Here is a 12,590-nt window from a genome sequence, read left to right as displayed (position 1 = left end):
TGACATCTAACGTAATTTGTATCACTGTAAAATGTGACGAGATCCAGACCTGCTTGCGGGCTCGATCGACCGTGGTGAGACGCGCGTTCCACCGATCCGGTCATGAGCGATAGGAGCTCACTTTGGCTCACGTAGTAACGCAATCCTGCTGCAACGACGCGAGTTGCGTCTCGGTGTGCCCCGTCGATTGCATTCATCCGACGCCGAACGAACCCGGCTACGGTCGCGCAGAGATGCTGTACATCGATCCGGTCGGCTGCATCGACTGCGGCGCTTGTATCGACGCATGTCCGGTCGACGCGATCGTTCCCGACTACGACCTGACTCCGGAAACCGCTCGGTACGAGGAGATCAACGCGACCTACTATGCGAACCGGGACCAGCCGGTCCCCGCTGCCGAACCGGCCGTCGCCGCGACGGTCCAGGTGTCCGAGCGCCCACAGTTTCGGGTAGCGATCGTCGGGTCCGGGCCCTCCGGCTGCTACGCGGCGGAGACTCTGCTGTCGCGGAGCGGTCTCGCTGTGGAAGTCTCCGTGTTCGAGAAGCTGGCGGCACCGTTCGGGCTGATCCGGTTCGGTGTCGCACCGGATCATCAGGGGACCAAGGCAATTGCCTCGCTGTTCCAGAAGACGGCGTCGCGGAAGAATGTGGACTTCTACCTCAATGTCGAAGTGGGAACACACCTGACTCACGACGAACTGCTCGCACATCACGACGCGGTGATTTACGCGGTCGGCGCCCCCGCGGACTGTGCACTGGGAATTCCCGGCGAGGACCTGCCCGGCAGCCATTCGGCAACGGAGTTCGTTGCGTGGTACAACGGTCATCCCGATCACGCGCACCGCACGTTCGACCTGTCAGGCGAGCGGGCCGTCGTCATCGGAAACGGCAATGTCGCCTTGGATGTGGCCCGAGTGCTCGTCGCCGGCGCCTCCGAGTTGCGGAAGACCGATATCGCCACGCACGCGCTGGAAGCGTTGTCGGAGAGCAGGATCAAGGAAGTATTCGTTGTCGGTCGCAGGGGCCCGGCCCAAGCGGCGTACACGAATCCGGAGTTGCTTGCGCTCGGCTTCCTCCCCGGCGTGAATGTCGCGGCGGAATCCGACGAGATAGCACGGGAGGCGACGTCGTTCGCTGGGCATTCCGGTTCGATCGAAGCGATGAAAGCCAGGATCGTCGCAGAGTTTGCCGCAAACCCGCCCACGCCCGGAGAAAGGCGTATTACATTGCGCTACTTACTATCTCCGGTGGAAGTTCGAGGTAACGGCCGCGTGGAGGGAATCCGACTGGTCCGCAACGAGCTGATTCCGGATCTGGAGAGAGGATCGAGGGCGGTGCCGACGAGTGTCGTCGAGGACATCGACTGCGGTCTGGTCCTGCGATCGGTGGGGTACCGGGGTGTCCCGGTCGCGGGTATCCCCGTCTCGGGTGCGCGCTCGACGATGCAGAACGACGGAGGTCGTGTGCTGGATCCGAATTCGGGTAGTCCGATGCCGGGCGTGTATACCGTCGGGTGGATCAAGCGTGGTCCCTCCGGAGTCATCGGAACCAACAAAGCCTGCGCAGCCGAGACGGTCGACAAGCTGGTCGACGACTTCCATGCCGGTCGATTGACCGCGCCCGCGGCCGGGCGGCAGGAGCTCCTCCGGCTCGTCGCGGATCGAAGGCCCGAGCGTATCGATTACGACGGGTGGAAAGTGATCGACGCGCACGAGAGGCGGCTCGGCCGGGAATCGGGTAGGCCGCGCGTGAAGCTGGTGGACACTGCCTCGATTATTGAAATTGGTTCGCGTGCAGTTACTTCCGGATGACGCATCCTGCTGTGTGCCGGTAGCTGCGCGTCGAAGAAAGTGATTGACGTCTCACAGCCTAACGGGATAAGGTTTATGCGGATCGGAGATGCGCCCCGCGCTCGATCCCCTCGACCGGGACCAGCCCGCCGTCGAGGGTCGGAACCGTCACGCCGCCCGACGTCGCCGGACGATGTCCCACACCGCAGGCCTCCGGCATCCGACGAACCATCACAGAGGAGTTCGCATGAAACTTCAGGACAAAGTCGCCGTCATCACCGGAGGTGGATCCGGGCTCGGACGCCAGGGTGCGCAGTTGTTCGCATCGGAAGGCGCGAAGGTGGCGGTGGTCGACATCGACGGCGACCGCGCCGAACAGACCGCGAAACTGGTTGAACAACAGGGTGGAACGGCGATCGCCATCACCGCCGATGTGAGTGACGAGGCGGCCGTCTACCGCAGCGTCGAGACCACCGTCGAGCACTTCGGCAAGCTCGACATCATGTGGGCGAACGCCGGTGTCGTCTCCCGTGGCGGTGTCCCGTCGGTGGCGGGTGGCGAACACGTGGAGTTCCAGGACCTCACGGATGCCGACTGGCAGCACGTTCTCGGAGTCAACCTCAGCGGCGTCGTGTACTCCTGTAAGGCTGCGGTGCCTGCGATGCGGGCAAACGGTGGCGGCACCATTCTGGCGACATCGTCCGCGGCTTCCTTCGCCGCCTATCACAGCATCGCGATGTACTCGGCGACGAAGGCCGGTGTCAACGGTCTGGTTCGCGGGCTCAGCCTGGATCTGGGACGCTATGGTATCCGCGTCAACGCCCTCGCCCCCACTCACGGGATGTCGCCGAACTTCCTGATGGGCCCGGGCACCCCGGTGATCGGCCAGTCCTACGAGGAGACCGCGGGCCCGTGGGATCCGGGTGTCTCGCCGATTCCGCTCAAGCTCCAGCGACCCCCGTCACTCGTGGACAACGCGAAGGTTGCACTCTTCCTCGTGTCGGACGACTCCGCGTACATTTCGGGCCTGACGTTGCCCGCGACGGACGGCGGCACCCTGTCGCGTGTCGCGATGATGTTCGAAGAGGACACGCCGACTCCGACACTTCCTGTCGACTGAGTGGAGCGTCCGTCGATGACCATTCATGCGCAGAACGGTGCGCTGTCGTTGAAGGTCGACCGATCCGCCTGTGCGGGCCACGGCCTCTGTTACGGCGCGGAACCCGAGATAGTCGACAGCGACGACCAGGGTTACCCCGTCGTCGTTGCCGAGCCGGTTCCAGAGGAGCTACGAGACCGACTGGGCGCCCTCGTCGAGATGTGCCCCGAACGCGCGCTGAGCGTCGAACTCCCGAATTCGGAAGGCTGAGAAGCAGTGACGACAACACAATTACCCGAGAACCTCATAGTGGACTTCGACGTCTACGACCAGACCTTGGCGATGCCCGAGGACGTGTTCCAGGCACGCGCGGCGGAGCTGCGGGCCATCGGCCCCGTCGTGTATTCGAAGGCGCACGGCGGTCACTGGATCGTGACGCGCTACGAGGAGATCCACCAGGTCCTGCGTGATCCGGAGACCTTCTCCAGCTACCCGAACAACCTCGTCAACGCGGGCCAGGGAAAGTTCATCCCGATCGAGCTGGACCCGCCGGAGCACACGTTCTACCGGCAGGCACTGCAACCGCTGTTCAGTCCCAAGCGGATGAAGGAACTCGAGCCCCGGATCCGGGACGTCATCAACGAGCTCATCGACGCCTTCGCGGCACGCGGGAAAGCCGAGTTCATCTCGGAGTTCGCCCACGAGCTGCCGACACGGGTGTTCCTGGCTCTCATGGGCTGGCCGCTCGAAGACGCCGAAATGTTTACCAGGACGACAGACGTTGCACTGCAGGGCATTCCCGGTGGAACGGAAGAAGAATCCGCCAAGGCGCGCGAGGATGCGGCCAACCAGATCTTCGGCTACTTCGGAGCCATCGTGGCCGGAGTGCGTTCCGGTGAGAACACCTCGGACACTCTGACCGCACAGATCATCAACACCCCGATCGAGATGGAGGACGGGGTACGTCTGCTCACCGACGAAGAGCTGTACCGCATGTTCTTCCTCCTGCTCATCGCGGGCCTGCACACCGTCCAAGGGTCACTTGCGTGGGGGATCATCCACCTGGCGAACAATCAGGCGCAGCGACAGGAGATCGTGGACGATCCGGATACCATCCCGGCGGCTGTCGAGGAGATTCTGCGGATCGAGGCGGCGGTGATCGCGGGCCGGCGAGCGACCCGCGACGTCGAGATCGGCGGGGTGACCATCGCGGAGGGGGAACAGCTCATCGTGCTGCTCTGCTCGGCGAACCGCGACGGCGGTGAGTTCGAGGATCCGGACGAGTTGCGGATCGACCGTTCACCCAACCGCCACCTGTCCTTCGGTGCCGGGCCTCATCGGTGCATCGGGTCTCACCTGGCACGAATCGAACTCAAGCTGGCCATGGAGGAGATTCACAGGCGGCTGCCCGACTACCGCCTCGTTCCGGAGGACCCGCCGATCTTGCACGCCACGCAGGTGCGCGGTTGCATCCGACTCCCGATCACCTTCACGCCCTCGTCTTAGGTTCGAGGCAGGTTCGAGGCAGTTGTCCGTGGTCCCCGAGGGGCTTCGGACAACTGCCTCGCTCTTTTGGTGTAATGAAGAGGGCGTGGCGGCCACCCTGGGTGCAACATTTGACGTGTATTGTCATTTGTATCGCGGCCGATCGGGGTGGCCGGAAGTGACAGTGTCTGGAGCGAGGATGGCAAGAAGAAAGACCGCGGGGGTTCTGAGTCAGGACGCCGATGTAGCACGGTCTCAGATACTCGTGGCTGCCCAGACGATGATTCTTCGTTTCGGTATTTCGAAGACGACCATGGAGGACATTGCCAAGGAGGCGGGGGTCTCGCGCCCGACTGTCTACCGGTACTTCCAGGACCGTGAGACGCTCACCACCGAGTTGATCAGGTGGCGATCGCGTCAGACGCTCGAACGCGGCCGGAAGTTCCTGATGGAATGCGCGACGTTCGAGGACAGGCTGATCGAAGGCCTCATCTACCTGGTCTACGACGGGATCAACGATCCGATCGTGCGCATCCTCGTCAGCCCCGAACACGTCGGCGGCGATTCGTGGCTCGAGACGATCCCTCTCGCAACGAGTCTCACCACCGAACTGTGGGGGCCGATCTTCGACGACGCCAAGGCCGACGGCGAGATGAGGGTAGATATCGACACCGACGAGGCGTGCTCCTGGATCACCCTCGTGCAGCTGATGCTCGCACCGCGACTGGACAACTCGGATCCTGCCGATCCCTCGCACCGGCAGATGATGAGGCAATTCGTCCTACCGGCCTTCCTGCCCTAGTTCACCCGCGTCCCAAAGGAGCCGTGTCCCGAGAGGGGCACGGCTTCTTTGTGCTTTCTCCGGTAAATCTAACGTTCTTAGCTACGATGATCAGCGGTTCCCGTGCCTGGTCACGGCCGGTTCGTGCGGGAATGCCTATGCCGGCACGCATTTCACAGGTGGGCAATTTCGCTTCCTACCCTTGCTTCGAGAGTCAAATTTCGTATAACGTAATACGTGCGACGTAATCTGTATCACAGTTGATGATCGCGAACTCGCCGTCGATCGGCCGCGACACGATGAAAAGTACCGCGAACAAACCTAATTCGAACAGTGAGGTCACCCGGCTGGGGCTTCGGCGCGGGCCGGCGAGACGGCTGCGGGTTCCGGCCCGCCGTCGCAAGGACCCTGTGGGCACCCGAGTAGGCCCCGACACCTGAATACACGGAGGTAATGGTGGGAGTGGAGGTATCCGTCGAGGGACTGACCAAGTCGTTCGGCTCGCAGAGGATCTGGCAGGACGTCACGTTGACCCTTCCGGCCGGTGAGGTCAGTGCGTTGCTCGGGCCGTCGGGTACGGGTAAGTCGGTGTTCTTGAAGTCGCTGATCGGTTTGCTCCGTCCGGAGCAGGGTTCGATCGTGATCGATGGCACCAACATTCTGGAGTGCTCGTCGAAGGAGTTGTACGAGATCCGGAAGTTGTTCGGCGTGCTGTTTCAGGACGGCGCCCTGTTCGGCTCGATGAACCTGTTCGACAACGTGGCGTTCCCGCTGCGTGAGCACACGAAGAAGTCCGAGTCCGAGATCCGCAAGATCGTGATGGAGAAGATGGAGCTGGTCGGCCTGCTCGGGGCCGAGGACAAGCTGCCCGGGGAGATTTCCGGTGGTATGCGCAAGCGTGCCGGGTTGGCGCGGGCGTTGGTGCTGGACCCGCAGATCATTCTGGTGGACGAGCCGGACTCCGGTCTGGACCCGGTGCGCACCACGTACATCTCGCAGACGTTGATCGACATCAACGCGGAGATCGACGCGACGATCCTGATCGTGTCGCACAACATCAACCTGGCGCGGACGGTGCCGGACAACATCGGGATGCTGTTCCGCCGGCATCTGGTGATGTTCGGTCCGCGGGAGGTGCTGCTCACCAGTGAGGAGCCGGTGGTCAAGCAGTTCCTGAACGGCACGATGATCGGTCCGATCGGGATGTCGGAGGAGAAGGACGAGGCCACGATGGCGCAGGAGCAGGCGATGGTCGATGCCGGGCATCATGCCGGTGGTGTCGACGATGTGGAGGGCATCGTCCCGCAGATGAAGGCGACGCCGGGGATGCCGTTCCGGCAGGCCGTCGCCCGCCGTCAGGAACGCGTCCGGCACATCATGCACACGTTGCCGGAGAACGCCCAGATCGCGATCCAGGAAAGCCCCGGAGCGGACAGCCTCGGCGCCGAGTGGGCTTCGAACGATGCGGATACGCAAGTTCTTCCGGCGATCACAGGAGTGGCACAGTGACGAGTGTGAGGGAGCCGATCGCGGTGGACTCCGCGCCGGCCGGGTCGGCGCAGGCGGATCGATCCGCACCGGAGAAACGGCGGCGGCCGCGTCTGTCGTTCGCCGCGGTGGGGAAATACCTGAAGGAGACGCCTATTCGCAGCCTCGCGACTCTGGGCCGATCGGGTGAGCTCGCGGCGAACATCCTGAGATACACGGTATCCGACACGATCGCCCTGCGATTGCCCCTCGAAGAGGTGGCGACGCAGATGTGGAAACTCCTCAAGGTCACCGCACTGCCCGCGCTGCTGATGGCGGTGCCGATCGGTGCCGAGGTATCGGTGCAGGTCGGTGGAATCATGAACCAGGTCGGCGCGAACTCGTTGGCAGGAGCGGCCAGTGGTCTGGGCGTGGTGGGGCAGGGGGCGCCGATGGCGGCGGGACTTCTTATGAGCGGTGCGGCCGCATCGGCGATCGCCTCCGACCTCGGTGCCCGCGCGATCCGCGAGGAGATCGAAGCGATCCGGGTCATGGGGATCGACCCGGTCCAGCGACTGGTCGTTCCGCGGTTCATCGCGATGATCGCCATCGCACCGGCGCTGTGCATCGTCATCGTCGCGGCGGGTGTGGCGGCGGGACTGGTGATTTCGGCTAACGTCAACGACGTGGTGCCCGGCAGTTTCTGGCAGTCGTTCGGCTCGTTCGCGACACCGACCGATCTGGTCTTCTCCGTGCTCAAGTCGGTGATCTTCGCGGCGCTCGTCGTGTTGATCGCAAGCCTGCGAGGTCTCGAAGCGAAGGGCGGCCCGAAAGGCGTGGCCAACGCGGTCAATGCCTCGGTGGTACTCAGTGTCTTCTGCATCTTCATGACCAATCTCGTGGTCAGCCAGATTCAGATGATGTTCTTTCCGGCCCGGTTGGCGTGACGTGAACATACACTCCACGCACCGCAGAGGCCCGTCCGGCGGAATCCTGCTGCAACCGATTCGCGCGGTGGGCCGCGGTGCCACATCGGTGATCGAAGAAATCGGTCAGGTCACCGTCTTCGCCGTCAAGACGGTCGCACTGCTGCCCAAAACGTTGCGGCACTACCGCAAGCAGACCATGACCACCATGAACAACATGGCGTGGGGGAACGGATCCCTCGTCGTCGATGGCGGTGTCGTCAGCCTGATGTTCTTCCTGGGACTGGCTGTCGGCGCCGTGGTCGCGATCCAGGCGTTCATGGCCTTCGATCTGCTGGGATTCGGGGCGTTGACCGGCATCATCGGATCGTTCGGCAATGTCCGGGTCATCGCCCCGATCATCACCGGAATCGGATTCGCCGCGCAGGCCGGCTGCCGGATGACCGCCGAGATCGGCTCGATGCGCATCTCCGAGGAGATCGACGCCACCGAATCGATGGGCTTGCAGGCTATTCCGTTCGTGGTCGGGACGCGGCTGATCGGAAGCATGCTCATCGTGATCCCCGGGTATCTGATGGCGCTGGTGGTCAGTTTCTTCACCGGAGGGTTGATCATCAAGACGTTTCACCGTCAGCCGTCGGGCACCTACGACCATTACTTCAGTCAATTTCTCAGTGTTCCCGACCTGATGGCATCGCTCGTCAAGGCAGTCGTCTTCTGTGCCGTCGTTACGATGATCCATTGCTACTACGGATACTTCGCGGGTGGTGGGCCCGCGGGTGTGGGCGCGGCGTCCGGGCGTGCGATCCGGGCGAGCCTCGTCGCGATCGTCGTCCTGAATTTCTGTATGACTGTGGCGATCTGGGGTCTCAGTCCCGAACTGGTGTTCAAAGGATGAGTCAATGAGCAGAGCGAGGAGTCAGGACTTCCTGAGGGGGGTTCCCGGCCGTCAGAGTCGAGTGCTGCATGGGGCGGGGCTGGGGGTCGTCGTGACGACCTGCGCAGTGATCGCCGCAGTATGGGCATACCCGAGCAGTGCGGACACGGACGGGTTGCCGATCAGCATCGACGTCCCCTACGTGGGCCCGGGCGTCGACTCGGGCACGAAGGTGATCCTGCGGGGCGGTGAAGTCGGTGTCGTCACCGGACTGGAACGCACGGGCGCGGATTCCGTTCGCATGGAGCTTCGGCTCGATCCGGATCAGATCGGCGGCCTGACCGATGCCTTCGATGTCGACTTCCGGCCGCAGAACTACTTCGGTTCCACCGCTGTCAATCTGGTCGGCAGGCCCGGCGGTTCCGATCTGGAGGCGCACCGCACGCTGGACCGCACGCCCGCAGGAGATTTCACCATGTCGACCATGATCGAGAAGGGTTCGCTGGCCGTCGACGGCACGCTGACCGAATCGATGATCACCAGCCTGGACAAGGTCGTCCGCTACACCGACGGACTGACACCGATGTTCGATGCAGCACTCGTGCTCGCCGACCGGGTCGCCCAGACTCAGCAGGCGCTTCCGGCCGACCTGCTCGGGCGTGTCAACGACGTCCTCGACGTGTTCCCGGCGTTCAATCGCCAGGCGATCGATTCGCTGACCCATATCTACAACAGCACCTACAATCAGCGGCCCGACGGTTCGGTGGGCGTGGACGACCCGTTCATGGACGAGACGGACGCCGGCTTGACCCTGGCTGCCGGACAATTGTTCGGACAGGCCGGGCAGTTGCTGAAATCTCACGGTGACGAACTGGTGCCGGTCACCGAGGTGGTCTCGGAACTCGCGGGCGTGGTGCCGCACCTCTACGACGGCGGGGCGCGCCCCGAGCGACTGCGTGCCGCTGTCGAGCGGCTCGCGTCCGCGTTCGAGGACAGCGGCGACGGGCAGCGACTGAATCTGCGGATCGTCCTGGATGATCTGCCCGCACTGGCGGCTCCGCTGGCGTTGACCGGTGCCCCGCCGTCCGAGGACGGGGCCGGCCGATGAGCAACCGAACCAGGTACATCGTCACTGTCGTCAAGCTCGCCGTCGCGGCCGCGCTCTCCGTGGTCCTCTTCATCATCGTGATCAGCGCGATGAAAAGTCCGGTGACGAACGAGACAAACAGCTACACAGCGGAATTCACCGATGTCTCCGGGCTCGGTGCGCACGGAGACATCCGGACGAAGGGGGTCCGGATCGGCAAGGTCGAATCGGTCGAACTGATCCGGGACGGCGGGCGGAGTCTGGCGGAAGTGCACTTCACGATGGAGAAGCCGTATCAGCTCACGTCCGACACGATCCTCGCGGTGAAGTACCAGAACCTCACCGGCGTTCGCTACATCGACGCCGAGTTCCCCGCCGATCCGGGCGACGCAGTCGATCGACTGCCCGCCGACAAGACACGGGCCTCGTTCGACATCACCGAGTTGTTCAACGGACTGCAACCGGTACTCGCCACCATGAGCACCGACGACATCAACACCTTCACCGAGAACGCGATCTCGCTTCTGCAAGGAGACGGAAACGGACTGTCACCGATGCTCGAAGACGCACAGAAACTCGCCGGCCTCGCCCACGACCGCGAACAGGTCATCTCGACCCTCACCGGCAACCTCGCACGGATCTCCGACAGTATGGGAGGCCGGTCGCCCGAGGTCGTCGAGTTCCTGCGCTCGGTGAGTTTCCCGATCGCGAAGGCGATGACGGTTATCGACGAGTTCCCGAAGACGGCTGCGTTCGGCCCCGAATTCCTCACACCGATCAAACGATTGATCGATGCTCTCGGTCTGCAACCGGGGATGGACATCGAGCAGATGCTGTCGGACGCATTCGCGTCGGTGCCGGAGACCGCGGAAGCGTTACGACTGCTGCCGGCCGCCTTCGCCGGACTGCAGGTCCCGCAGACCGCCGCGGCAGGCCCGGACGGTGTCCAGTGCACGAACGGTGTGGCGCAGCTACCCACCGACGTCGAGGTCCTGCTGAGAGGGAGCGAGGTCGTCGTATGCAACCCGTGACGAGAAGCAGTGGCCGGCGTCCGGCCCGGGTATCGAGCACGGCGCGGTCGCTGATGGGCAGGGAGGTGGCGTTCGGTGCGGGCATCGTCCTCCTGGTGGTTGTCGCGCTCGCGTCCACCGCCGTCCTCTACGCGAACCCACCGGGCCGTGCGTCGTTCTCGTTTCGCACCGACGACGCCTCGTCGATCGACATCGGCCAGGACGTCCGGGTGGCGGGCATCGGCGTGGGAACCGTCACCGACGTGTCGATCGAGCCGGACGCGGTGCTGGTGACGGCTGAGATCGACGACGCGATACCGGTCGGCTCGGACTCGCGTGTGGAGGTGCGCATGCTCACCCCGGTCGGGGGGTACGCGATCACCCTCGTCCCGCTCGGTGATCTGTCGCTGGGGGGCGCGGCTCTGCCCGCCGAGCAGGTCGGCGTTCCGTATTCGATCGGCGATGTGCTCCAGGCCGCGCCGCACACGACCGACAACGTCGAGGGCGGCATCGTCGACGCGAACCTCGACGAGATGGCCCGGGCGCTCGAGGAGAACCCGACCTCCGTCGCATCGATGATCTCGGGTCTGACCAGCATCGCCCGCGTGATGGATCAGCAGCGAGCTCAGGTGCGCACGATCGCCGACCTCGCCGCGGAGTATCTCCAGAGCTTCGAGGCCGATCAGGGCATGGTGTTCGAACTGATCCGCGAGATCGATGTGGTCCTCTCGACGTACAACACCACGCACGCCGGTTTCAACGAGGCCTATTCCCTGCTCGGCAACGTCCTGATGACGATTCAGCCGTTCGAGGGGTTCTATCTCGACCACAAGACGGAGGTGCTCGACGCTGTGAACCACGCGAAGGGTGTGATCGACGAGTTCCGGACGTCGATGAGCCCGGCCATCGACAATCTTCAGGCGTTGCGCACTCAGCTCGCCGAATGGCTGACGCCCGAAGGGATGGCCGCGATCAAGGGCGGCAGACTGATGGCCTCGGACTTCTGTGTCCCCATTCCCGGACGGACGTGCTGAGATGTCCGGAAGATCACGCCTGATCGTCAAGGTGCTGGCCGTGGTGTGCGCGGCCGCCGCCGTGTGCGGCGCCGGTGTCGCGGTCGCGACGACGGGGGAGCCGGCAGACCGGTCGGCGTTCTGCGCGCTCATGCCCGACGCCATCGGCCTCTACGCCGGAAACCCTGTCACGCAGATGGGTTACGAGGTGGGCCGTGTCGAAGGCATCGAGCCGCAGGGCGACCACGTGCAGGTCACGTTCTCGCTCGCGAGTGGAAGGTCCTATCCGTTCGATGTCCGGGCGGTCACCCGCTCGAAGTCCCTGCTCGCCGATCGGAGTCTCGAACTCGTCGGCAACTACACGACCGGTCCGGAACTCGCACCGGAGCAGTGCATCCCGCTCGAGCACAGTCACACTCCGAAGAGTATCTCCGAGATCGCCGGTTCGGCAGCTGATTTCATCGACGCACTCGCCCCGGACGACGGTGGGGAGAACGTTCGGAGGACGGTGCTCGGTCTCGACGAGGCGCTGCGTGGCCAGGGGGAGAACGCCGCGGACATGATGAGGCATGCCGCGGAGGCCGCGGCCGATCCGGACAAACTCGTCGCCGACATCGGTTCGTCGATCGCGAACATGGCCCCGCTGACGGACGAAGCGCTCCGTCGGTGGAGTTCGATCCGGTCGATCGTCGAGCAGATGCCCGCCGTCGTGGCAGCCGGCATCGATCTGTGGCCCGGGGTCATCGAAGTGTGCGAGGGAATCGGTTGGCTGGTAGCGACTTTGCACGACATCCAGCAGAACTACGGCGCCGACATCTGGCCCTTCGTGCACGGACCGGCGACCGACGCCCTGAAGCTGGCGGCGACACGGTCGAACGACATGGCAGGCCTGATCTCGACGCTACCGTCCGTCGCACCCTTCCTCGCGCAGCAGACGACGCGCGACGGAGCGCTCACCATTGCCTACCAGCCACCGACCGTGGCTCTGACGGCCGCCGGAACCGAGGTGCCGATGGATCGGCTGCTGGACCTCGTGCGGACGGGGAGGAACTGAG

12 protein-coding genes are annotated in these 12,590 nt (G+C 64.0%); all 12 read left to right on the top strand.

Translation table 11 applies throughout. The features are described from left to right. Positions 1-122: 122 nt before the first annotated feature. Positions 123-1,811 (top strand): FAD-dependent oxidoreductase, encoded by a 1,689-nt coding sequence (locus WKC72_RS24580; protein ID WP_370179845.1) that lies wholly within the window; start codon positions 123-125, stop codon positions 1,809-1,811. 226 nt (positions 1,812-2,037) lie between these two features. Beyond that, a complete protein-coding gene (locus tag WKC72_RS24575) occupies positions 2,038-2,910 on the top strand; it encodes an SDR family NAD(P)-dependent oxidoreductase (protein WP_370179843.1) in 873 nt (290 codons plus the stop codon). A 15-nt stretch (positions 2,911-2,925) separates the two neighbouring features. Next, positions 2,926-3,159 (top strand): ferredoxin, encoded by a 234-nt coding sequence (locus tag WKC72_RS24570; RefSeq protein ID WP_370179841.1) that lies wholly within the window; start codon positions 2,926-2,928, stop codon positions 3,157-3,159. Between the two features lie 6 nt (positions 3,160-3,165). After that, a complete protein-coding gene (locus tag WKC72_RS24565) occupies positions 3,166-4,395 on the top strand; it encodes a cytochrome P450 (RefSeq protein ID WP_370179839.1) in 1,230 nt (409 codons plus the stop codon). Between the two features lie 178 nt (positions 4,396-4,573). After that, complete coding sequence (locus WKC72_RS24560; protein ID WP_370179837.1) at positions 4,574-5,176, top strand: TetR/AcrR family transcriptional regulator; 603 nt, start codon at positions 4,574-4,576, stop codon at positions 5,174-5,176. A gap of 432 nt (positions 5,177-5,608) precedes the next feature. Beyond that, positions 5,609-6,664 carry an ABC transporter ATP-binding protein gene (locus WKC72_RS24555; protein ID WP_370179835.1) on the top strand — a complete coding sequence of 352 codons (1,056 nt, stop codon included), beginning with the start codon at positions 5,609-5,611 and terminating at the stop codon, positions 6,662-6,664. A 92-nt stretch (positions 6,665-6,756) separates the two neighbouring features. Beyond that, positions 6,757-7,569, top strand: a complete 813-nt coding sequence (locus tag WKC72_RS24550) for an ABC transporter permease (protein WP_370184489.1) — start codon at positions 6,757-6,759, stop codon at positions 7,567-7,569. 88 nt (positions 7,570-7,657) lie between these two features. After that, on the top strand, positions 7,658-8,446 hold the full coding sequence (locus WKC72_RS24545) for an MlaE family ABC transporter permease (protein WP_370184486.1): 789 nt from the start codon (positions 7,658-7,660) through the stop codon (positions 8,444-8,446). 4 nt (positions 8,447-8,450) lie between these two features. Further along, complete coding sequence (locus WKC72_RS24540; protein ID WP_370179832.1) at positions 8,451-9,533, top strand: Mce family protein; 1,083 nt, start codon at positions 8,451-8,453, stop codon at positions 9,531-9,533. Next, positions 9,530-10,543: an MlaD family protein gene (locus WKC72_RS24535; protein WP_370179830.1), complete on the top strand. Its 1,014-nt coding sequence runs from the start codon at positions 9,530-9,532 to the stop codon at positions 10,541-10,543. The genes WKC72_RS24540 and WKC72_RS24535 overlap by 4 nt, the downstream gene beginning before the upstream one ends. Continuing rightward, positions 10,531-11,556 carry an MlaD family protein gene (locus WKC72_RS24530; RefSeq protein ID WP_370179828.1) on the top strand — a complete coding sequence of 342 codons (1,026 nt, stop codon included), beginning with the start codon at positions 10,531-10,533 and terminating at the stop codon, positions 11,554-11,556. Before WKC72_RS24535 ends, WKC72_RS24530 begins: the two co-directional genes overlap by 13 nt. 1 nt (position 11,557) lies before the next feature. Continuing rightward, entirely contained in the window at positions 11,558-12,589 is a 1,032-nt protein-coding gene (locus tag WKC72_RS24525) for an MlaD family protein (RefSeq protein WP_370179826.1), read from the top strand. Position 12,590: the final 1 nt, after the last annotated feature.

The organism is Rhodococcus wratislaviensis, from assembly GCF_041228765.1.
GTDB lineage: Bacteria > Actinomycetota > Actinomycetes > Mycobacteriales > Mycobacteriaceae > Rhodococcus_F > Rhodococcus_F wratislaviensis.
This window is presented reverse-complemented; position numbering and strand designations above follow the sequence as displayed.